Raw genomic sequence first — 20,927 nt, 5'->3', positions numbered from 1 at the left:
ACGTGGCTTCGCTGGAGTTCACCCCACTCCGGGTGGTCCAAACGGGCCCACGCCAAGAACCCGGCACCGACTATCTGCACCTGCGCCGGTTCGAGGTCTACGACATCGCAGTGGCTCCAACCGGGGCCGCGGCCCAGTTCAAGCAGCGCCTGCTGGAGCTGGCCGAGGATCCGACGACTCACTTGATCGTCGGGGTGGGCGCGACGGACATCGAGTACGGCCGCTGCACGGCCGGACTGATCGGCGGTCAAGCCGCGTTTCTCATTGGCACCAAACGGCGCCACCCACCGATCCCGGCGGTGCGATAACGCATGCCGCGCCCGGCAGACTCCACACCCTGCCCGTCATCGCTCCGATCCCCGCGCTCGGCAACACCAGATCGTCGCGACTACCCACAATGGTGCACCCCGTACACGCGGCCATCGACGTGAGCGGACGTCGCCGCAGTGCGCGCTTGACGTTGCCTATGCCGGGACTGTCAAAGGTTGAAATTACAGTCCCGGGTCGCCCGACCGCGAGTGCCGCGCGTCGTCGGTGAGGACGGGCGCGCGGCACTGCGTCATCGTCGGCCTGGTGCCGTCACACGCGGATCCACTTCTGGTTGTCCTGGCCGTTGCAGGTCCACAGGATCAACCGCGTGCCGTTGGCGGTGGCCGCTCCGTCGGCGTCCAGGCACAGCCCGGCATGCACGTTGCGGATCGACCCGTCCGAACCCATCGTCCACTTCTGGTTGTCCTGACCGTTGCACGACCAGATCACCACGCTGGTGCCGTTGGTCGTGCCGCTGTTGTAGGCGTCCAGGCACCTGTCGCCGAACACCCGGAACTCGCCGCTCGGGGTGGTCGTCCACTGCTGGTTGGCGCCTGTGCCGCAATCCCACAGCAACACGGTCGTGCCCAGCGCGGTGGAGGCCTTTTCGACGTCCACGCACCGGTTGGACCCCACGCCGCGCAGCCGTGACGTGACGTCGCCGGACGAACCGCCGGACGAGAACTGCCACCAGTTCACGTTGAACAGGTAGCCGCTCCCACCGGTGTAGCGCAGGAACACGTCCTGGTTGCCGGAGGCGCCGCTGACGGGGCAGGTCACCGTTCGCCACGTCTGCCAGCCGCCGGTGCTGGGGACGGTGCACCGGCCCACGACCGTGCCGGTGACGCCGCCCAGGCGCACCTCGATCGTGCCGCCGGTGGTGGCGGAGGCGACGCGGGCGGTGAATGACGAGGCACCCGTGCCGAAGGCGACGTTGCGGACCTTGGTGTAGTCGCCGTTCTGGAGGGAGCCGATGTTCATGCCACCCTCGGAGGCGGGTTCGGTTTCGATGCCCGAGCCCCAGGCGATGGTCTCGGCCTCCTGGCGGACGTAGGGGTTGAGCGAGTCCGCCGGCGGAGGGCCGGCGCTGGTCATGGTCAACCTGGGAATGGTGCCGTCACCGTTGTAGGTGAACTTTTCGATCGCCACCGACCGGGTGTATCCGCCACCTCCGGGCAGGGCGCCGTTGTGGTAGAAGAAGTAGGTACCGCCCTTGAAGTCCACGATGCCCGGGTGGTTGGTGAAGCTGGAGCCCTGGGTCGGCATGACGGTGCCGCGATAGGTCCACGGCCCGGTGGGACTCGGGGCGGTGGAGTAGGCGATGAACTCCGAGCAGCATTGCGCCGCGAAGATCATGTAGTACAGGCCGTTGCGCTTGTAGACCCAGGGCGCTTCCTCGTACAGCGTCGGCCTGGTCGGGTGGCCGGTGCGGGTCCCGAAACCCGCGGTGGTGAGCGGGATCTTGGTGGGGCTGCCCGAGAAGGAGATCATGTCGGCGTTGAGCCGCACGTACCACAGGTTCGGGTTGCCCCAGTACAGGTAGGCCTGGCCGTCGTCGTCTATGAAGGCATGCGGGTCGATCTCGCCGTTCTCCACCAGCGGTCGCCCGATGGCGTCGCGGAACGGGCCGGTGGGGCTGTCCGAGACGCCCACGCCGATGGCCATCCCGCCACCGCGGCGGCGGACCGGGACGTACCAGTAGAACTTGCCGTTGCGGGCGATCGTGTGCCCCGCCCAGGCGTTGGCGTCCGCCCACGCGAAGGTGCCGAGGTTCATCGGCACGCCGTGGTCGGTCCAGTTCACCATGTCGGCGGAGGAGAACACTCGCCACTCGCGCATGGTGAACGTGGTCGAGCCGTCCTCGTCACGTCCGGTGTAGACGTACACTCGTCCGTTGTGGAGCATCGGTGCCGGGTCGGCGGTGTAGATGTGCTGGACGATGGGGTTGTCGGCCTTGGCTGTGGCCGGGAGCAGCGCCAGGGCGGAGATGATGCCCACGACCCAGGCGAGCAGGCGCCTTCGACGTTGCACGGTTGTCTCCTTCGATAGCGGGTTTCGGTGCCGCTCGGGCGTCGCGAGGCGCCGGCGTGGCACCGGTGATGTCGCGCAGGCCGTGGAGTCGACCTTCGGCTCGTCACCGCGTCACACGCGGTTCCACTTCTGCGTCACGTGCGAGCCCACCGCTGGTTGGCCTGCCCGTTGCAGGTCCACAGCCGCGCGGACGCGCCATTGGCGGTCGAACCGCCGGCGCCTTCCAGGCACAACCCCGACCGCCGTGACACCTGTCGGCTCGTCACCGCCACATCGGCCAGGTGTGAACGCTGACCAATGTTCACGCTCACATAATGACGGTCGAATCGACTCGAAACCAATGAGCCATCTGGAGTAAGTTTCGGCAGGACTCGTTGGCAGCAACGATCTTTCCCCCGCTAACACCGAGGTAGGGTCAAGTGAGCGTTCACATGATCGCGGCGAGCGACTGCTGGCGTCGCCGCCCTGGATCGCCACCTACAGCCGGCCCGGCGTCGCGGACCCCCAAGGGTTGTTCACGACCTCCGGCTCGCGCTCGACGCGGTGGACGCCGGGCACCGTGGTGAACAGTCCTCCCGCCGACACCCCCGTCGTGGTCGATCTTCCCGGCAGGAGAGGCCGCAGCACTGGCGAACACCTCATCGCCGCGCTGCACTGCCTCTACCGCCACGAAAGTCCCCAAACCACGACGCCTGCCCTCCGCCCGACGAGCCGTGGCCGACAACCGGCTCGCCGAGATCAACCACATCGCGGCGACCACCGGTAACGACCCGACGCTGGACACACTGATCGAACGCCCGGCCGAACAATGCCGCGGTCGGGCCGGGTCCGGGCTCGGCCACGTCCGAACCGAGCGACGTGCAGATGCCGCATCAGATGCGGAAACACCGGTGCGGCGCCGGCCTGACCGGGTCCGACCAACGTCACCAACGGCCAGCCGTTCCCGTCGGCCCGCCATGGGAACGATCGGTCGCGTGAGCAAGCGGCTCGCTTCGCAGATCCGGGTAGATCGACCATGTTCGGGACGGGTCCCCTGACGAACCGGAAGAGTGACGGCCCACCACCACGCGGGAGTTGAGGAGGTCGGATGGACCACGAAAGTCTGGCCGTTGTCTGCCGCGGGCCCTTCCCGGGTCCGTCGTCACACTCTCTCCTTGTCCGAACTAGACAGTCCACAACGGCCGGACTGAATGGCCGCTGTCGGACAGGCACGTCGAGAGGAAAGGTGTATCGGTGAAACGAATTCTGTCCGCCGCGCTGTGCGTGTGCGCGGCGATCAGCTCGGTGGCCCTCCTCGGCCCACCGGCAACGGCGGCGACACTACCCATCACTACGGCGACAGCCAGCTCCGACGACGGCAACGGGCCGGCCAACGCGATCGACGGCAACCTGTCCACCCGGTGGTCCGCAGCCGGCGACGGAGTCTGGATCCGCTTCGATCTCGGCTCGGTCACCACCGTCGATTCGGTATCACTGGCCTGGTACGACGGCGACAGCCGACGGGCGACGTTCGATGTCCAACTGTCCCAGGACGGCACGGCGTGGTCGACCGTGCTGTCTCGGGCAACCAGCAGCGGCACCACGCTCAGCCTCGAGAGGTACGACTTCGCCGACGGGCCGGCGCGGTATGTGCGGATCGTGGGGCACGGCAACTCGTCCCCCGACTCGGCCAAGTGGACGAGTATCACCGAGGTGACCGTGTCCGGATCGCCCAGTGTTCCGCCTCCACCCACGCAGACTCTCGGTGTCGGCGGTGTGGCGACTCCGGCCGGCGCCGTTCTGGTTCCGAGTCAGAACTCCAGGTACAAGATCACCTCCGGTGGCACGGCGGCCGCGCCCAAGGTCTACGACTGCCAGGGCAACACCATCCGCGGCGGCGTACTGATCGACGCCGACAACGTGGTGATACAGAACTGCCGGGTGAACGCCGAGCAGCAGTACGGCATCTACTCGGACAACAACACCAACGTCACCATCCAGAACAACGACATCAAGGGCGTCAAGGGCCCCGGGGACCTGAACGCCATCACGTTCTTCGGCAACGGTCACAAGATCCTCTACAACACGGCCATCAACTTCGTGACCGGCGACCCTGGCGACAGCCACACGGACTTCATCCAGACGTGGGTGTCCAACTCGCACCCCATCGCCAGTGACGACGTGCAGATCCGCTTCAACAAGGCCGTCGGACCGGCGAACCCGGACCGCGACAACAGCATCCCCAGCATCCACCAGTTCCTGATGGCCGAAGACTACGGCCGCGGCGGGAACTCAGGCGGCAACACCGACGGTATGCGGAACTGGATCGTCGCGGACAACGAGGTCGGCGACAGTTGGAACCAGGCCATCAAAGTGGACGGGCCGGACAACGTGTCGATCACCCGCAACAAGTTCGTGGGCTCCTCGACCAGGGTCATGGCGGTCACCTCGGCCTCGACCGGCGTGAAGTTCTACAGCGACAACCAGATCAGCCCGGACTACGGGTCGGTCGGCACGACGGTCACCGCGGGCCCGGGGCCTGCCTGACAGATCACGGCCAGGGTCGCGAGCCCTCGTCGGGAAGGCTGGTGAAGATCTTGGTGCGGGGCTGCCCGGGTGAAGGCCGGGCAGCCCCGCTCTGCGCCGCCGACAGCAAGGTTTCGTGTTTGGCCCACCGGCCGAAGAACACGTACCCGGTGTGACGCGGGTTGTCCAAAACGTACTCCCCTGCCGACCATCCGCCGGAGTTCCGGTCGACGGTGTCCAAAACGGACCCGGATTCCGGGTTTGCCTGCCGCTGTGAGTACGTTACCCGCGGCTCGGCTCTCCCCCGCCAGTTCCGCCAACCGGGTCAGGGTTTGGTTGAGTCGCCGGTCGTTTGTCGCAACATCCTCCGGCTGCCGCAGAAACTCCACTGTGGATATCGAATAGTTCGTCCACGGGGAAGTCGGTCGCCCCGCAGGGTGATGCCGCAGTCGCGGCATCACCTGGAATCCCGGCAACCGGCGCCGGGGATCGCCCCGACCGCCACGCCACACCAGCGGTGAACATCTTTTCCTGACCGCTTTCCCCCATGTCCACGTCGGCACGCAAAGAGTGGGCATGTGCGGGAACAACCGCCGTACCTGTACGGATGAACGGCGAGTCGCGCAAGGTGCCGGGGCGTTCGGATTTGTTCGAAGTCGTCCCGAACAATCTTCGTCTTGTGCCTGCTAGATCGTTGATGTTGTAATTCTTCAAGATTCACTGGGTGAATCGATAAACGCGACCCGAGGAGGTGAAACCATGATCACGACTTCGCTCGTCGACAGGCTGGCCGGCAACAACCTCCAGCAGCACATGTTCGCATCCCAGTCCACTGTGGCGCAGGAATGCGGAAAACTGGGTGCCACGTGTCTCTTCACGTTCGCATGCTGCGACGGCCTGTACTGCCGCCTTTACCACGAATGGGCACCGGACGGTCACTGCCGTGTCGGCTGACATTCCCGCGTGAACAGAACACTCATGTCGCCCGCTTCGAAGGACGCCGCGGTGACGTGATGAACGCGACCCGAGGAGGTGAAAGAATGATCGCGACTTCGCTCGTCGACAGGCTGGCCGGCAACAACCTCCAGCAGCACATGTTCGCATCCCAGTCCACTGTGGCGCAGGAATGCCAGAGGGAAGGCAGGGCGTGTCTCTTCACATACACGTGCTGCGACGGCCTGTACTGCCGCCTTTACCACGAATGGGAACCGGACGGCCACTGCCGGGTCGGCTGAGATATTCCTGTCTCGGTCGCCGCCGATAGCCCTTGACGGGCTGGCGGCACAGCCCACTTGATTTCGAAGCCGGGCCGGGCCGCTCAGTGAGCGGCGCGGCCCGGCCCCATCGATTCGAACACTGACGCTGCCCGATTCGAATTCGGATATGCGCGCAGGGGCGGGGGTTTCGGTAATGAGTAGGACGGCGGCCAAGGAAGCGCGTGAGTTCCTTGAGTCGGTACGGGATGGCGTGGGGGCGTACAAAATCGAATCGTGGCCACAGGTGTCACCGGGTCCCCGGGCGCGGCGGGTCGACGACGTTGTGACCTCGTTGCGAATAGAGCAGCGCAACAGCGTCGGGTTTCTGGATCCTGTCGAGGACGCGCTGTACGTGACGGCAGGGCTGCGCAGGATGGGTTTCCCGGCTTCGTTCCACATAGGCCGGGAGGTGGTGCCGGCGATGCCACCGGCAGGCTTCTACGCGTGGGTGGAGTGTGACGGCGAAGTCGTGAGTACGTCCCTTCCTGTCAAGGAGACCTATCTAGAGGTGTATCGGGCATGAACCGGGTGGAGATAACCAAGCGGCGAGTGCGGTCGAGTGGTCCGGGGGCGATGGTTCCCGGGCTTCGGATCACCAGCTCGAAACATTCGTTCGCCTTGGCGCTGGAGCTGCCCTCGACGCTGCCGGTGTACTACCGGATCGATCCTTCGGGGTTGTCGTGGGGCGAGGATCTGGCCGCTTTCGCCGATGGCGCAGCGGTTCCCGGTCCGCAGGCATGGGATTTGCTCGCTCAGGTGCACGGCACCATACCGGCGCCGGATGACGCGCTGGGTGTGCCTGGGGTTCAACGACTGACGCTCGGCACAGTGGTCCGGGTGGACGCCGCCGGGGTCCGGGTGGAGCGGCAGGCACCACCATCGGCCGGCGCCGGGAGGGAGCTGATCGGCGCGGTCGGCGCGGCGCTACCGGATCGAGAGTTCGGGATCGCCTACAGCGGCGGGCTTTCCTCGGCGTTCCTGGCAGTGGCGGCGTACCAGGCGGGTAAGCGGCCGGTACTGGTGCACGCGGATCTGGGCCCGGCCTTCGCACACTTGCCGGTGCCCGAGATACCCGGCCTGGAGCTGCGACGGGTGCCGATGGATGTCTCGGAGTTGCTGGACCATCACCTGATCGCCACCGACGTACCACGGCCCCCGACGCCGGATGTGGAGGTGCGCCGTCGCCTCGTGGCGGAGTTGTCCGTGGCGGTGAAGCTGCCGCTGGTAACCGGAGCACTGCTGGAAGACCTGGTCTCGATCCGGTTGCCCGAAGCCGAGATCAGTGACGAGCAGCTCCTCGGATGCGAGCCGTTCCACGTGGCCGGGACCCTGCCCACAGTGGCCGAGGCGCGCAAGGTCCTGGAGGAACAGACCGTGTACGCGCCCACGGCCGGCGCGCAGGAGCCCGGTGCCCGACAGCCACCGGCGCTGGCGAAAGTGAGCTTCGTACCTGGTTTGACCGAAGCGGGCCAGGAGGAATACAACACCGCACGACAGTTGCGCCTCCCGTTGTGGGAAGACCACCTTGAGTTCCTCCCGCGAGTGCTGGGCAAGGCCGACGCCGCCTTGGCCGAGCGCGGGGGAGCCGGCGCGGCGCTGCCGGCCCTCGATCCGCAGGTGCTCGCCGCGGTGGCCGCGTTCTCAGCCAACGACATCGGCCGGATCGAGCGGGGCGTGTTCCGGAACAACCTGCCGCTGTGGCAAGCGATCGAGGCGCACGGCGTCACCGGTGTCCGGCGGGCGGCGCCCGGTTACTGGCTGCGGCTTGCTGCCGCGGAACACCTGCTTGCACAGCGGGACAAACTGGCGGCGTATGTCGCTGATTCCCCCTTGGCAGAGGCAGGCCTGATCGACGCCGAGCAGGTCGCCGCGGCACTGCGCGACCCTCGGCAGATGAGCGAGCACGCCCTGGCCCTGCTGCGGTTGGTGTGGATCGACCACTGGATGCGAGGTCAAGCATGAGTAGGTGCGAACTGGCGCCCCAGGTGACCCTGACCCGGTTGCCGTACGGCGGCGCGGTCCTGGTGAACGGCGTGAACCTGGCGATCGCCGAATGCGACGAGCCGCAGACAGCGGCGATCGACGACTTGCTGGCCGGTGGCGCACCGGAAGGTCAGGTGGCCCAGGATCTGATCGCGGCCGGTTGGGTGGAGGTGCGCGATGCTGGCTGATGTGCTGGTGGCGATTCTCGCCGGGCCTCTCGTCGTCTCCGGTGTGGCGAAGTTGGCCGCGCCGGCCGGGAAACTGTCCTGGCCGATCCGCAGCGGGCTGCTGGCGGCGCCTCACGGTCCGCGGCTGATCGCCGTAGCCGAGTTGGTCGGCGCGGTGCTACTCGTCGTGGTGCCGGGTCGTTTTGCCGCGGTGGGCGGCCTGGTGGCGTATCTGGCGCTGACCGGCGTGGCCCAAGCACTGCGCGGCCAGAAGTGCGCCTGCTTCGGGCTGGCGCGGCTGGCCTCGGTAAGTCGCACCCACGTCCTGGTGAACGCCGCCGGCGCGCTGGTGGCAGTCATCGCTCTGCTGATGGGCCCCGGCGCCCAGATGGCGTTGCGCGCCGGGTTCGCGGTAGCGGCAACCGCCCTGATCACGGGTGTCGTCCTGGCGTTGGACCGCCGTGCCCGCGCGATCGAAGCAGCGAAGGAAGCACGGATCGTGGAACGCGCCGATGCGGTGTACACCGTGCAGCTCTACACCTCTGAATCCTGCCCGTCGTGCCGCGCCTTGAAGAAGCTTGTGGCGGGGATGGAACCGGCCCGCCGCGACGCGGTCGCCGAAACCGTGTTAGGACGCGACGACGCAGCACCCGGAGCGATGGCAGAGATGGGTGTGCCCTGCGCGCAGGGCCTTGACGCGGCGGGCAAACCCGTCGGCGAGCCGGTCTCCGGAATCGGATCGGTCAAGGCTTTGATCAACTCGATCGTGGTCACCGCACATGCTTGACAGCTGGCGGGACAGCTCGTCGAACGGCGCGTGGGCGCGGCTGACCGCCCCGGCCAGATGCTCGATCTCGCAGGCGAATCCCGCCGTCACGTACTGGCGCGAACTGCGGGTGGACCCGGATCTGGCCGGGCTCGCGGTAGACCGGGCATGGCTGACTTCCATCGAGATCCACCCGCACCGGACGTCGCCGGGCTGGGCTGTCCCCCTGACCGGCGTGCTGCCCGCGCGTCTGGCCTGGCACCCCGAACGGCCCCTCGTCGCAGGGTTGGTGATCAGGGACCGGCGTGCGCACCCGTGGGTGGCCGACTACGCCGCCCAGACCGTCACGGTGTTCGACCGGATCCGGGCCGCGACCTCCCACGCATGGCCACCCTGTACCTGGGTGGACGATTGCCTCGTCCTGCTCGTTCCGTCGCCGTCGGCGGCGAGAATCCCGTTGGTCCACGGCAATCCGGTGGTCCTGGAGGCAACCGGCCCGACCTACGTGAGTTTCCTGCCTGCCCTGCCCGAACTCGCCGGACTCATCGCTGCCCGGCCTACGGCGCTCGATCCGGTTACGGGCCGGGCGATCGAACTCACCGACCCGCTGGTGGTACGGCGTCTCGCTGCCATGGACGGCGAACTCTACCTGGAGTACGCCGAGGATGACCCAGCCTCCGAGGACGGGCTGTCCTGGTCCGGCCTGGCCGTATCGGTCGACGGCTCCGGCTCGCCTCGTCCAGTCGCGGAGGCTCCGCCCGAGCCGGCGGGACTGGCTGGGGCGCCCCCGGTTCCCGAACCCACCCACCCGACGGCGATCAGCATCGACACCGGGTACCACCAGGCCACGCTCACGCACCACCCCGGAGAACCGGCAACCGTGTTGTGGCTGCGCAACGCCCGGCCTGGTGACCGGGAAACGGTGCCCCCCTTGCTGGACACCGGGCACGCGGTCGCGAATCTGGACTTGCCTCTGCACTGGCCGACCGACGCCACAGTGGAATCTCTGCACCCGCAGATCATCGACACGGTGCGCGCCGCAATGACCACTGTGGACGGCCCGATGCTGGTGGGTGGGCACAGCTTCGGCGCCACCCTCGCCCTGTACGCCCTCGCCCACGTCCCTGAGCTGCGTGGAGCGATCGTGCACAGCGGCTGCTACAACCGCACCCTCACCCCGACCGGCTGGCAACACGAGAAACGCCACCTGTGGCAAGCCCCGGACATCTACCGGGCCTTCAGTGCCCTGGACTTCGCGCACAAGCTGGATCGGCCGGTGCTGTTGGCCCACGGCACCCACGACACCAATCCCGCCACCACGCCTGAACAATCCGTCGAACTCTACAAGGCCATCGTCGTCAACGGAGGCACCGCCCGCCTGCTCCTCCTCCCTGGCGCGGGCCACATCTTCTACTACGCCGAACATCTCGCATTCCTCAGCAACGAGCACCGCAACTGGATCGACCGATGGACCCAGTGAAGCCCAGGCTGACCGTCCGCGACATGTGCATGGCGGCCGTACACGCCGTACGCGCCTCCTGGACGGCCGACCGGCGCGGTGTCCTCACTGTGGTGGGGCTTCAACTGACCACCGCGGTCGGCCTGGCCGGTGCGCTGCTGTTGTTGCGGGGCATGGTGAACGACGTGATGACCTCCGTCGACGGGAGCGGCACCGGAGTCGACCTGGGGCGGCTGATCCCCGGCGTGATCGTGCTGGTCGCCCTCGGTGCGGCGGGTGGCATCCTGCAGATGCTCAGTGGGGTGCGCCAGCAGATCCTCACTGATCGGGTGGACCGGCACGTCATCTCACTGGTGCTGGGTACCGCCGCCCACACCGGGCTGCTGGAATTCGAGGACCCGGATTTCCACGACCGGTTACAGCGCGCGGTACACGCCTCGCGGCGCAACCCGGCCATGGTGGTCATGATGCTGGTCGAGATGCTGCAGGCGGCGTTGACCGTGCTGGCCATAGCGGGCGTGTTCATCACCATCGCCTGGTGGCTGCTCCCGTTGGCGACCCTCAGCGCGTTACCGCTGTTCAAGGCCGCCAAGGACCGACGCAACGCCGTGTACGCCATGCACCACTCCCTGGCTGAGAACCACCGTCGTCGCCAGTACCTGGAGCAGCTGCTCACCTGCCGGGACGAGGCCAAGGAGATCCGGGCCCTGAATCTGGGCGCCACCCTCCATGCTCGCTGGGACACCGAATACGCCCAGGAGCTGACCGGCATGACCCGTCTGATCCGCACTCATGCCGGACGGGAGATCCGCGCCAAACTCCTGTCCAGCGCCCTGATTCTCGGTGTCATCGCGTCGGTGTGGACGTTGGTGAACACCGGCATGGTGTCTCTCGCCGCCGCCTCCACAGGCCTGGCCGGACTCTGGTTGCTGTCGAGCCGCATAGGATCAGCCAGTCAAATGCTCAACAGCGTGGGCCAGACCCTCTACTTCTTCAAGGACCTGCACAACTTCGCTGCCGCAGGCGCCGAACCACCTCCCGCGCTCACCGAACCTGCGAGTCCTTTCAGGACGCTACGGGCGCGCGGCGTGACCTTCACGTACCCCGGCGCCGCCCGCCCCACGCTCCACGGCGTCGACATCTCGCTGCACCAAGGCGAGATCATCGCCCTCGTCGGAGCCAACGGCTCCGGGAAGACCACCCTCGCGAAGATTCTCGCCGGCTTGTACGCGCCCACTGGCGGGACGCTGGTCCGCGATGGCGACCCCGCCACCGACCTGTACCAACTGCGCCACGGCTGTGCCGTTGTGTTCCAGGACTTCGTCCGCTACAAGCTCACCGCCCACGACAACATCGCTTTCGGCCGCATCGACGACCAACCTGACGACAGCCGCATCGGACACGCCGCCGAAGCCGCTGGCGTATCCGCCCTTCTGGAAAGCCTCCCCAACGGCTACCACACCGTCCTCGGTCGCGAATTCACCGATGGAACCGACCTCTCCGGTGGCCAGTGGCAGAAACTGGCCATCGCCCGTGCCTTCTACCGCGACGCCCCGTTCGTCATCCTCGACGAGCCCACCGCCGCGCTGGACCCCCAGGCCGAGGCCGACCTCTTCGCCCGCATCCGTCATCTGTTCGCCGGCCGCACCGTCCTGCTCATCTCTCACCGCTTCTCCAGCGTCCGCAGCGCCGATCGCATCTACGTGCTCGATTCCGGCCGCGTCATCGAGCACGGTACCCACACCGAACTCATGCGTACCCAAGGCCGCTATGCCGAACTCTTCCTCACCCAAGCGGCGGGTTATCTCGACGCCGCACCAGCCTGAGTTCGTTCGTGTCTGTCCATTCCGGTCTCAAAGGAGCTGACCATGTCACATCAGTTCGGCCGACGGCGGCTGCTGCACATGTCCGCGGGTGTAGTCGGCCTCACCGGGCTGACCGCCCTTCCGGCTGCCGCCGACAGCGAACACCAGAAGTTTCCGCATGTTCCCGGAATGCACGGCGACCGTCGCGCCAACGAGATGTGGTACTGGTTCGACGACATGACGCTTTACCACCGGATCCAGGAAGTGACTGACGCCTTCGCCGCCATGCGGGACAAGCTGGGTGAGAACTACGTCAAAGGGGTTTACGACACCTGGCTCGAGATGTGCACGTCGCCCGGCTATCCGCGGAATTTCGCCGCGTTCGTCGCCCCGGTGCGCCGGCCGCTGCGCGTTCTTTCACAAGTCCAGCTGGGCATCCTGGACACCTACTACCGGCCGGGCGACCCGAGGCTCACCGCCGCCTTCAGCGATTTCGGCCAGGGTGTGCTGTACGACCCGCGCCGAGCCGAGTTCCGGGCCGAGGTGCACATGATGGCCGGCGGCGAGAATGCTTACGGGTACCACATCTGGCATGCTTTCCTTCGTGCGATGATGTTCCTCGACATCGACCGCGTGCGGTGGGCTCGGATCAGCCCGCTGATCGGATTCGCCTGGGCCCTCCAGTCGACGGCCAAGCCCAAAGAACGAGAGATCAATCCCCCGCTACCCGGCGGAACCGTGCGCAGGATGGCGAGTTCATGGTTGTCACGCACACCACGACAGCTGGACCAGTCCTTCCTGTCATGGCCCTATCCGGAAGGATCGGCCTGACCTGTGCTGATCACGCACCGGCGGGCGTCACTCAATGCCTGGCCAGGCCCGGCACCCACGGGCGGAGGTGGCCCGCTGCTATCGCGGGCCGCCGCGCTGTCACCTCGGCGAGAAGCACATCTACGGGTTCGCCAGGAGAACTGTCAGCATTTCAGGCGGATGACCTCGGGCGTGGGCGGGACGAGCTTGCGGTGTAGCGCGGCGGCCTCGGCCTCAGTGAGGTGTCCCAGCTCAAGCAGCAGGTTGATCGACTGGTCCCAGTACTGACGGGCGAGCCGGTCATGGCCGAGGGCGTGGTGTGCCTGGCCGAGGCCCCAGTGCTGCTCGGCCTCGTGGTACCGGTCGGCGTACCGGACGAAGATCTTCAACGCTCGTTCGTGCAGTTCGAGCGACTCGCCAGGACGCCCGGAGCGCTGGTACGCCCAGCCGAGGTTGGCCATCGCGAACGCCTCACCGTGTTCGCTGCCGGCCTGCCGGTACAACTCGACACTCTGCTTGTGCCACACGATCGCCGCCTCGAACTCCCGCTTGGCCTGGTGCACCAGACCGAGGGTGTTCACGATCGACGCCTCCCCCAGCCGGTAGTCCGCCTCCTGGCTGGCGGCGAGCCCTTCCTGCAGGCAGGTCAAAGCGTCCTCGTACCGGCCCTGCTGATGATGGGCGATGCCGATGCCGGTCAGGCAGCCCGCCTGGCCGGTCCGATCGCCCAGTTCCCGCCAGATGTCCAGCGCGGCCTTGTTCCGTTCGATCGCCTCCTCCGTCCGGCCGGCCTCGCTGTACACGGTGCCGAGGTCTTCCAGAGCCTGGGCTTCGGCGCGGCGGTCACCGATCCGGGCGGCGGCGCCGGCGGCCAGCAGGTTGAGCTCGATCTGAGTGCTCGACATCCCCAGGTTGGCCAGTGGCCGGTAAAGCACGGCGACCAGCATGGTCACCAGATCCGGCGCCGGGCTGGGCGCGTGCACGGCGTTACGGGCAAGCACAAGCAGGTTCCCGCGCTCCTGGGTCAACCAGCGCACCGCGTCGGCCCGGGTCCCGATCCACACCGTGTCCACCACGGATCGAGCGGGCAGCCGGCGCCGCTCCGTGGGGTGCAGCACCCGGGTGACCTGCTCGGCGGCGGACAGGTAGTGGGTCAGCAAGCGCGCCAACGCCGCATCCCGGTCCGGCTCCGGCAGATCCCTGGCGAACAGCCGCACGAGGTCGTGTATCCGGTACCGCCCCGGGCTGTCCTGAGTCAGCAGGTGGTCATCGAGCAGACCTTCCAGTATTTCCTCGGTTTCCGGCAACGGCATGCCCGCCAGCGCCGCCGCGGCCGGGACGTCCATGTCCTCGGGCAGGTGGGTTCCCAGCAACCGGAACAACCGCCGGGCCTGGGGCGTGAGGGCTTGGTACGACAGGGCGAAGACGCCTGTGACGGCGCGATCGGGACTGCTGGACAACCGCGCGGCGAGGGTGCGCGCCGACCACGCGGGCCTGGTGGCCAGGCGCCGCCCGGCGAGCGCGACAGCGAGCGGCAAGTATCCGCCCAGCTCGGCGATCCGCCGGACGCTGCCGGGATCCGCCTGGGCCTGCGGACCGGCGATCCGCGTCAGCAGGGCGGTCGCCTCGGCCGGGCTGAACGGGCCGAGTTCGATGTGCCGGGCACCGTCCAGCGCCGTGAGCGTGCGCCTGCTGGTGATGATCACCAGGCTGTTCGGGCTGCCCGGCAACAACGGCCGGACCTGTTCTTCGTCGAACGCGTTGTCCAACAGCACGAGCGCCCGCTGGCCGGCCAGCCGATCCCGGTAGAGCGCCGTCCTCGCCTCCATGTGATGCGGCACGCCATCGGCGGGAACCCCCAGCGCGAGCAGGAAACTCTCCAGCACGGCGGCGGGATCCGCCGGTTGCCTGCGCGGATCGAATCCGCACAGGTCCGTCCACAGCTGGACCTCGTCGAAGCACCCCGCACGGACCAGCTGGTGACCGGCCCGGATCGCCAGCCGCGTCTTGCCGACGCCCGCCATGCCCGCGATCGAGGTGAGCACCACCGCCGTACCCGCCGCCTTGCCCGCCTGGGCGACGAGGTACCGCAGCTCCCGTTCCCGGCCGACGAAGTCCTCGATGTCCATCGGCAACTGCCGGCACCCGCCATGCTCGTCGTTCTGCCACTTCGCGGCTTCAGGTTGCCGACCCGCGATTCGCCGCCGAGACTCGATCCACTCGCCCACCGCGGCCTGTTCCTCCCCGCACGCCCGGAGGAACGCGGCGATCAACCGCTCGCTGGGCAACGTGTCCCGGCTCAACATCGTGGCGAGAGTGCTCGACGGCAAGGTCTCGTTGTTCGCCGCGGCACGCCGCTGGATCTCGCGCAGGCTCAGCCCCGACCGGGCCCGGAGCCGGCGCAGCATCGCCACATACCCGGCCGGAGTCCGTGCCTCCTCCGGCTTCGGGCGTGAACCATCATCCCCCATCGAGGCACCCCTCCACCCAGATGTTCCAGCCGGTTACCGTGTCCGACCGATCTCGGACGTATCTGCAGTAATTCTTGTATTCCTGGTTTCCGGCGAGAGTGGATCCCGTATTCGCAGGTGGGGCCGGGTTCCGCGAGACACACCGGGCCGGCGACGGGCCGGTTCTTGCCGACGTCGTTGGCTTCCGTCGCGCAGGGCGAGACCCTGCCGGGCACTTCAGCGCTGGCGCGGTGGCTCACGACGATCCGCCTACCAGGCGGGCGCCACGCCGGTGATCGAGGGCCTGCCCAGTGGCTGGGCCACTGTGCTGGCCCGGGCGCCCACTACCGCGACGCATCGCCGTCCCGGGCCCGGGCGGGTGGGTTTCGGTGCTGCCGCTGGGCGTGCGGTCTTCGCGGGTGGATGCCGCGGCATCCGCCTGCCATCGCGGAACAGCTGTCGTCAGACGTCGAGGAACCGGAACACGGTAGTGCGCAGTTCTTCGCTGGTCAGCGCGCCGCGGTGGTCGCCGGGCACGCGCTGCAGAAGCGCGTGCGGCACGAGTGCCGCCAGCCGGTCGATCCCCTGCGACATCGGATCGTCCTCACCGGCGATGAACAGCGTCGGCACCCGCGGGACCCGGGCAGCCGGGTCGAACGGTTCCCGGGCCAGACCTTCGACGACCCGCAACAGCGAGTCCGCATCCTGATCGCGGACCATGCCGGTGATCGCGGTGGTGAGCGGGTCGGCAGGTGACGGTCCACCGCGGACGGCGGCTCGGGCGGCGGCGAGGTCGACCATGCCGAAGGGTTCCGTCGGGCTCATCCCACCGAGCACCAGCCTGCGCACCGGCACCGCCCGCGTGGCCGCGAGGTCCCACGCCAGACGGGCGCCGAGCGAGTAACCGACCAGGTCGATCCGGCTGGACGGCAGCCCGTCAGCCAGGCGCCGCACCAGGTTGCCGGTGGTGACGTCCGCTGTGGACTCGGCAGCGGGTCCGCCGGCATGCCCCGGCAGGTGGACGACGAACGTCTCCCGGCCCGCCTTGGCGAGCGGTTCGCTCCAGCGGTCGGCCGGCCAGTCGGCGGCGCCGCTGCTCGCGAAGCCGTGCACGAGCACGACGGGCGGTCCGGTGACCTGCGCGGCGGGCTGAGTGTGGGTGACGGGCAGAGCGGCGACGCTTTTCATTCTACAAGCGTAGACACAAACCCGAAGGTGGTCCAGACCCTGGGATCAGTCGGCGATCCGTTCCATCAGCGCGTCGATGTAGGCGCTGTAGCGGTCGATCAGCTTTCCCACGGGGTGCATCAGGCTGGCCACGTTGGCGCCGATGGCGACCGAGATGATCTCGTCCGCGAGCACGCCGACCGCGGGTGCGTCCGGCGACTCGCACTTGTCCCGCGCGGCCGCGATCCGCTGGCAGAGCTCGGCCCGCCAGCTCGTGAGGAGGTCACGGTACTGACGTGCCAGAGCGGGGTTGGCGACCGAGTGCTCCCACAGCACGAGCAGCACGCGCCCGGACTTGATCCGGTGCGGGTCCAGCGGCATGGCGGCCTCGACGAAACCGCGCAGTGCCTCGATCGGGCTGAGGCTCGGGTCCAGGCTGGACATGTGCTGCTCGGTCTCGTGCAGCACGCTCTGGAAGGTCGCCGCGATGATGGCGTCCTTGCTGTCGAAGTAGTGCTTGAGCGCGCCGTTGGCGAAACCGGCGGCGGTGACGATGCTGCGCATGGTGGCCGCCTCGAAACCGCCCTCGATGATCAGCTTCTTCGCGACCTCGACGATCTCCCGACGCCGCTGATCGTGGTCGATGATCTTCGGCATGACTACCGACTCTAGTCGCGCAGGCCGAGCCACGTGGCGCGGCGTTCGGCCTGGCGTTCCGGGTCGGCGACGGGTGAGGCGAGCCGGAGCCGTCGTGTGTACGGGTGTACCGGGTCCTGGGTGACCTGACGAGTGAGGCCGGTCTCCACGATCTCCCCCTGGTACATCACGGACACCCGGTGGCAGACACGACGCACGACACCGAGGTCATGCGAGACGAACAGGTACGACACGCCAGTCTCCCGCTGCAGGTCGACGAACAGGTCCAGGATGGTCGCCTGGGTGGTCAGGTCAAGCGCGCTCACCGGCTCGTCGCACACGACGAGCCTGGGGCGGCGGACCAGCGCCCGAGCGATGGCGATGCGTTGGCGTTGCCCGCCGGAGAACTCGCTCGGATACCGGTGCACGGCGTCAGCAGGCAAGCACACGCGGTCGAGCATGCCCGTGACGACGGCACGCGCCTGCACACGCGACGTTCCAGCCACCACCAACGGCTCGGCGAGCACCTCGCCGACGGTCATCGTGGGATCCAGGGAACCGTACGGGTCCTGGAACACGACCTGGATGTCGCTGGCCAGGCCCCGCCGGGCGCGGCCACGCGCATGCGTGATCTCCTTGCCGTCGAAGGTGATCCGGCCGGATGCCACCGCGGCGAGCCCGAGCACGGCCTTGCCCAGGGTCGACTTGCCCGAGCCGCTCTCCCCCACCAAGCCGACGCATTCGCCCGGTTTGACCGTGATCGATACCCCCTTCAGGGCACGGAACCGGGTCCGGCCGCGCAGCCGGTAGTCGACCACGAGGTTCTCCACCTCGAGCAGCGCGCTCATCGCGCACCCTCCTGAGCAGTACGTCGGTCCAGCCATGTCTCGTCCAGTTCGTCGCGGCCTTCGGCGTCGTCCAGCGAGGCGCTGATGAGTTCGGCGGTGTACGGATCAGCGGGCCTGCGGAAGATCTGTTCGACCGGGCCCGTCTCCACGACCCGGCCGTCCTTCATCACCACGACGCGGTCGCAGATGTCGGCGACGACACCGAAGTTGTGCGTCACGATGACCAGCGCCATGCCGTACTCACGTTGCAGTTCCCGGAGCAGCTCAAGGACTTCCGCCTGCACTGTGACATCCAGCGCGGTCGACGGCTCGTCGGCGACCAGCAGCGACGGCCGCCCGGCGACGGCCCCGGCGATGAGTACGCGCTGCGCCATGCCGCCGGAGATCTGGTGCGGATACGCCGCCAGCACCCGGTCCGGGTCCGTGATCCCCACCCGCACGAGGATGTCCCTGGCCCGTTGCCTGGCCTCGGCCTTCGACAGGCCGTGCACGTGCCTCAGCGGTTCGGCGAGTTGCCGTTCGATCGGGTAACACGGGTCCAGGTTGGTCATCGGCTCCTGCGGCACGTAGCCGATCGACCGGCCGAGCAGGGCGGCGCGCTCTTTCGGTGACCGGCGGCTGACCTCCTCGCCGCCGACCCAGATGCCGTCGGCGACCGCGGTGCCGCCCGGCGGAAGCAGGTCCAGGACCGAGAAGAGGGTCTGCGTCTTGCCCGACCCGGACTCGCCCACGATGCCGAGCACCTCGCCCGGTGCCGCGTCCAGGGACACGCCGCGGACCACCTTCTTCACCCCCGTCGGCGACGCGTATCCGACGCGGAGGTTCTCGATTCGCAGCGCGCAGTCCGCGGCCTGGTGCGCATGCGTGCCGCTTGACGTCCCAGCCTCGAGTGCCTGACGAACCCGGGCCACGCCGCGGCGGGTCGGCAGTTCGACGCGGACGCTGACCAGGTCGGCGAGCGTGGAGCCGATGAACGCGAGGGCAGCGATCGTGACTCCCAGCGCGATCGACGGCCACAGCAGGATCAGCGGGTACGTCAGCATGTTCTGGAAGCCGTCGTTCATCATCTGGCCCCAGCTCGGCGTGGACGCCGACCCGATGCCCAGGAACTGCAGCCCGGCCTGCATGCCGATGGCGATCCCAGCCGTCAAGGCCGTCTGCACGATGATCGGCGCGTACACCGCTCGCAGCATGTGCGTACGCAGAATGCGTGCGTTCGTCACGCCCGCGACTCGCGCGGCGTCGATGTACGGCTCCTTGCGCACGGCCAGCGCACGGGCCCGCGCGATCCGGTAGTAGCCGGGCGCGAGGAACACGCCCAAAGCCACCATCAGGACGGTGAAGTTCTGGCCGGTGCCCGCGGCGACCACCAGCAACACGATCATGCCCGGGACGGACTGCAACGCGTCACTGATCCACGAACAGATCCTGTCCGTGGCGCCACCGAAATAACCCGCACTCACGCCCGCCGGGACGCCGAGGACGAGACCGGCCACGCACGTGATCACCGCGCCGTACAACGTCGTCTGGGCGCCGGCCAGCAGGCGGCTGAGGATGTCGCGACCGGCGGAGTCACCGCCGAGCGGATGCCCGTTGCCGGGAGGAGCATGCGTGATGGCGAAGTCGACGAAGTTCGGGTCGTACGGCGCCAGCCACGAGGCGAGCGCCGCGACGGCCACCACGACCGCGAACACAGCGAGCGCGACAACCCCGAGGGGCCGGCGCAGGTAGCGCCGCCACAGCGGGATTCGTTTGACAGGCGCCAGAGTCGCGGGGAACGGGGCCGCGGTCATCGCTCACGCACCTTCGGATTGACCCACCCGAGCACGAGGTCGAGCAGGAAGTTGACGATGACGACGAACACCACGGTCACCGCGGTCAGGCCGAGCAGCACCGGAATGTCACCGATCTGCGACGCCGACTGGGTCAGGCTGCCGATGCCCGGCAGGTTGAACACGATCTCCACCACGATCGCGCCGCCGAGCAGCCCGACGAACATCAGCGCCAACGTGGTGAGCGCGGCAGGCGAGGCGTTGCGCAGCACATGCATGGTCACGCGTCGACGCGACAGGCCTCTGGCTCGGAGCGTACGGACGAAATCCTGGTTGGTGACCTGGAGGAACCCGTTGCGCAGTTGCTCGGCGACCATGACGATCGCGCCGAGCGCCAGCGATACCGACGGCAGCGTGATCGACCGCAGCCAGTCGCCGACCGAGCGGTCCGGGGAGACGTACCCGATCGCGGGGAACCACTTCAGCTGAATGGCGAACCACGTCACCAGCACCAGGCTGACCCAGAAGCCGGGCAACGCGAACAGCACCACGGACGCGAGCTTGAGCACGCGGTCCAGCGGGCCGCCGGGCCTCAGCCCGCACGCCACCCCCACGGCCAGGCCAAGAACCGCGGAGAGCACGGTCGCGACCATGACCACCGACAACGTCACCGGGACCCGCAAGGCGATCTGGTCGGCGACGGGCTGGAAGTTGCGCCACGAAGTGCCGAAGTCCCCGGTGACGGCGCGCGAGAACCACTGCCGGAACTGGGTGAGCACCGGCTGGTCGTAGCCGATCCTGGCACGGAGCGCGTCCTGCTGGGCGGGCGTCGCGTTGTTGCCCAGCAGTCCCGCGGTCGGGTCGCCGACCGCGAGGTGCGCGAGGAAGAAGGTCCCACTGGTGACGACCACGAGCAGCACGATCCCGGACACCAGGCGCTTGGCGATGAACCTCAGCATGTGC

Annotated in this window: 20 protein-coding genes; 11 read left to right on the top strand and 9 right to left on the bottom strand. The window is 68.0% G+C overall.

The genetic code is table 11. The features are described 5' to 3' along the window. The coding region (locus tag GC106_RS39770) for an SMODS-associated NUDIX domain-containing protein (protein WP_217281533.1) at positions 1 to 308 on the top strand (308 nt) is incomplete at its 5' end. A gap of 271 nt (positions 309 to 579) precedes the next feature. On the opposite strand, the gene GC106_RS39765 is transcribed toward GC106_RS39770, so the two are convergent. From GC106_RS39765 to GC106_RS39755, 3 genes are all read right to left on the bottom strand, one after another. Beyond that, positions 580 to 2,340 carry a family 43 glycosylhydrolase gene (locus GC106_RS39765; protein WP_173141283.1) on the bottom strand — a complete coding sequence of 587 codons (1,761 nt, stop codon included), beginning with the start codon at positions 2,338 to 2,340 and terminating at the stop codon, positions 580 to 582. A gap of 134 nt (positions 2,341 to 2,474) precedes the next feature. Further along, positions 2,475 to 2,591, bottom strand: coding sequence for an RICIN domain-containing protein (locus GC106_RS48415; protein WP_376777814.1), 117 nt, complete (start codon positions 2,589 to 2,591; stop codon positions 2,475 to 2,477). A 226-nt stretch (positions 2,592 to 2,817) separates the two neighbouring features. Next, complete coding sequence (locus GC106_RS39755) at positions 2,818 to 2,967, bottom strand: hypothetical protein (protein WP_173141281.1); 150 nt, start codon at positions 2,965 to 2,967, stop codon at positions 2,818 to 2,820. A 606-nt stretch (positions 2,968 to 3,573) separates the two neighbouring features. On the opposite strand from GC106_RS39755, the gene GC106_RS39750 reads away from it, so the two are divergent. The 10 genes from GC106_RS39750 (at position 3,574) to GC106_RS39705 (ending at position 13,112) form a co-directional block, all read left to right on the top strand. Further along, entirely contained in the window at positions 3,574 to 4,866 is a 1,293-nt protein-coding gene (locus tag GC106_RS39750; protein WP_173141279.1) for a discoidin domain-containing protein, read from the top strand. A 738-nt stretch (positions 4,867 to 5,604) separates the two neighbouring features. Further along, positions 5,605 to 5,799, top strand: a complete 195-nt coding sequence (locus GC106_RS39745; RefSeq protein ID WP_173141277.1) for a hypothetical protein — start codon at positions 5,605 to 5,607, stop codon at positions 5,797 to 5,799. Positions 5,800 to 5,885: 86 nt separating this feature from the next. Continuing rightward, positions 5,886 to 6,080 carry a hypothetical protein gene (locus GC106_RS39740; RefSeq protein ID WP_173141275.1) on the top strand — a complete coding sequence of 65 codons (195 nt, stop codon included), beginning with the start codon at positions 5,886 to 5,888 and terminating at the stop codon, positions 6,078 to 6,080. 175 nt (positions 6,081 to 6,255) lie between these two features. Next, positions 6,256 to 6,624: a lasso peptide biosynthesis protein gene (locus GC106_RS39735; RefSeq protein ID WP_246367886.1), complete on the top strand. Its 369-nt coding sequence runs from the start codon at positions 6,256 to 6,258 to the stop codon at positions 6,622 to 6,624. Next, positions 6,621 to 8,063 (top strand): hypothetical protein, encoded by a 1,443-nt coding sequence (locus GC106_RS39730; RefSeq protein WP_173141271.1) that lies wholly within the window; start codon positions 6,621 to 6,623, stop codon positions 8,061 to 8,063. Before GC106_RS39735 ends, GC106_RS39730 begins: the two co-directional genes overlap by 4 nt. Then, entirely contained in the window at positions 8,060 to 8,272 is a 213-nt protein-coding gene (adfB, locus tag GC106_RS39725; RefSeq protein WP_173141269.1) for an actinodefensin-associated protein B, read from the top strand. The genes GC106_RS39730 and adfB overlap by 4 nt, the downstream gene beginning before the upstream one ends. After that, entirely contained in the window at positions 8,262 to 9,038 is a 777-nt protein-coding gene (locus GC106_RS39720; protein WP_173141267.1) for a hypothetical protein, read from the top strand. Before adfB ends, GC106_RS39720 begins: the two co-directional genes overlap by 11 nt. After that, a complete protein-coding gene (locus GC106_RS39715) occupies positions 9,031 to 10,497 on the top strand; it encodes an alpha/beta hydrolase family protein (RefSeq protein WP_173141265.1) in 1,467 nt (488 codons plus the stop codon). Before GC106_RS39720 ends, GC106_RS39715 begins: the two co-directional genes overlap by 8 nt. Then, entirely contained in the window at positions 10,485 to 12,302 is a 1,818-nt protein-coding gene (locus GC106_RS39710) for an ABC transporter ATP-binding protein (RefSeq protein ID WP_173141264.1), read from the top strand. Before GC106_RS39715 ends, GC106_RS39710 begins: the two co-directional genes overlap by 13 nt. A gap of 42 nt (positions 12,303 to 12,344) precedes the next feature. Then, a complete protein-coding gene (locus tag GC106_RS39705) occupies positions 12,345 to 13,112 on the top strand; it encodes a hypothetical protein (RefSeq protein WP_173141262.1) in 768 nt (255 codons plus the stop codon). Between the two features lie 143 nt (positions 13,113 to 13,255). On the opposite strand, the gene GC106_RS39700 is transcribed toward GC106_RS39705, so the two are convergent. The 6 genes from GC106_RS39700 to GC106_RS39675 form a co-directional block, all read right to left on the bottom strand. Next, positions 13,256 to 15,562, bottom strand: a complete 2,307-nt coding sequence (locus tag GC106_RS39700) for an ATP-binding protein (RefSeq protein ID WP_173141260.1) — start codon at positions 15,560 to 15,562, stop codon at positions 13,256 to 13,258. A gap of 441 nt (positions 15,563 to 16,003) precedes the next feature. Then, positions 16,004 to 16,729 (bottom strand): alpha/beta fold hydrolase, encoded by a 726-nt coding sequence (locus GC106_RS39695; RefSeq protein WP_173141258.1) that lies wholly within the window; start codon positions 16,727 to 16,729, stop codon positions 16,004 to 16,006. Positions 16,730 to 16,774: 45 nt separating this feature from the next. Beyond that, positions 16,775 to 17,365, bottom strand: a complete 591-nt coding sequence (locus GC106_RS39690) for a TetR/AcrR family transcriptional regulator (protein WP_173141256.1) — start codon at positions 17,363 to 17,365, stop codon at positions 16,775 to 16,777. A gap of 11 nt (positions 17,366 to 17,376) precedes the next feature. After that, complete coding sequence (locus GC106_RS39685) at positions 17,377 to 18,192, bottom strand: ABC transporter ATP-binding protein (RefSeq protein ID WP_173141254.1); 816 nt, start codon at positions 18,190 to 18,192, stop codon at positions 17,377 to 17,379. Further along, positions 18,189 to 19,985: a dipeptide/oligopeptide/nickel ABC transporter permease/ATP-binding protein gene (locus GC106_RS39680; protein WP_173141252.1), complete on the bottom strand. Its 1,797-nt coding sequence runs from the start codon at positions 19,983 to 19,985 to the stop codon at positions 18,189 to 18,191. The genes GC106_RS39685 and GC106_RS39680 overlap by 4 nt, the downstream gene beginning before the upstream one ends. After that, entirely contained in the window at positions 19,982 to 20,923 is a 942-nt protein-coding gene (locus GC106_RS39675) for an ABC transporter permease (RefSeq protein WP_173141250.1), read from the bottom strand. The genes GC106_RS39680 and GC106_RS39675 overlap by 4 nt, the downstream gene beginning before the upstream one ends. Positions 20,924 to 20,927 lie beyond the last annotated feature (4 nt).

The sequence above is a fragment of the Kibdelosporangium persicum genome, from assembly GCF_013280595.1.
GTDB lineage: Bacteria > Actinomycetota > Actinomycetes > Mycobacteriales > Pseudonocardiaceae > Kibdelosporangium > Kibdelosporangium persicum.
Note: the sequence above shows the minus strand (reverse complement) of the source record. Positions and strands in the feature narration are given on the sequence as shown.

Excerpts from the sequence above, each read along its gene's own strand:
- GC106_RS39745 (WP_173141277.1), top strand. The coding sequence starts at position 5,605 with ATGATCACGACTTCGCTCGTCGACAGGCTGGCCGGCAACAACCTCCAG.
- GC106_RS39740 (WP_173141275.1), top strand. The coding sequence starts at position 5,886 with ATGATCGCGACTTCGCTCGTCGACAGGCTGGCCGGCAACAACCTCCAG.
- GC106_RS39735 (WP_246367886.1), top strand. The coding sequence starts at position 6,256 with ATGAGTAGGACGGCGGCCAAGGAAGCGCGTGAGTTCCTTGAGTCGGTA.
- GC106_RS39730 (WP_173141271.1), top strand. The coding sequence starts at position 6,621 with ATGAACCGGGTGGAGATAACCAAGCGGCGAGTGCGGTCGAGTGGTCCG.
- adfB (WP_173141269.1), top strand. The coding sequence starts at position 8,060 with ATGAGTAGGTGCGAACTGGCGCCCCAGGTGACCCTGACCCGGTTGCCG.
- GC106_RS39720 (WP_173141267.1), top strand. The coding sequence starts at position 8,262 with ATGCTGGCTGATGTGCTGGTGGCGATTCTCGCCGGGCCTCTCGTCGTC.
- GC106_RS39715 (WP_173141265.1), top strand. The coding sequence starts at position 9,031 with ATGCTTGACAGCTGGCGGGACAGCTCGTCGAACGGCGCGTGGGCGCGG.
- GC106_RS39710 (WP_173141264.1), top strand. The coding sequence starts at position 10,485 with ATGGACCCAGTGAAGCCCAGGCTGACCGTCCGCGACATGTGCATGGCG.
- GC106_RS39705 (WP_173141262.1), top strand. The coding sequence starts at position 12,345 with ATGTCACATCAGTTCGGCCGACGGCGGCTGCTGCACATGTCCGCGGGT.
- GC106_RS39700 (WP_173141260.1), bottom strand. The coding sequence starts at position 15,562 with ATGGGGGATGATGGTTCACGCCCGAAGCCGGAGGAGGCACGGACTCCG.
- GC106_RS39695 (WP_173141258.1), bottom strand. The coding sequence starts at position 16,729 with ATGAAAAGCGTCGCCGCTCTGCCCGTCACCCACACTCAGCCCGCCGCG.
- GC106_RS39690 (WP_173141256.1), bottom strand. The coding sequence starts at position 17,365 with ATGCCGAAGATCATCGACCACGATCAGCGGCGTCGGGAGATCGTCGAG.
- GC106_RS39685 (WP_173141254.1), bottom strand. The coding sequence starts at position 18,192 with ATGAGCGCGCTGCTCGAGGTGGAGAACCTCGTGGTCGACTACCGGCTG.
- GC106_RS39680 (WP_173141252.1), bottom strand. The coding sequence starts at position 19,985 with ATGACCGCGGCCCCGTTCCCCGCGACTCTGGCGCCTGTCAAACGAATC.
- GC106_RS39675 (WP_173141250.1), bottom strand. The coding sequence starts at position 20,923 with ATGCTGAGGTTCATCGCCAAGCGCCTGGTGTCCGGGATCGTGCTGCTC.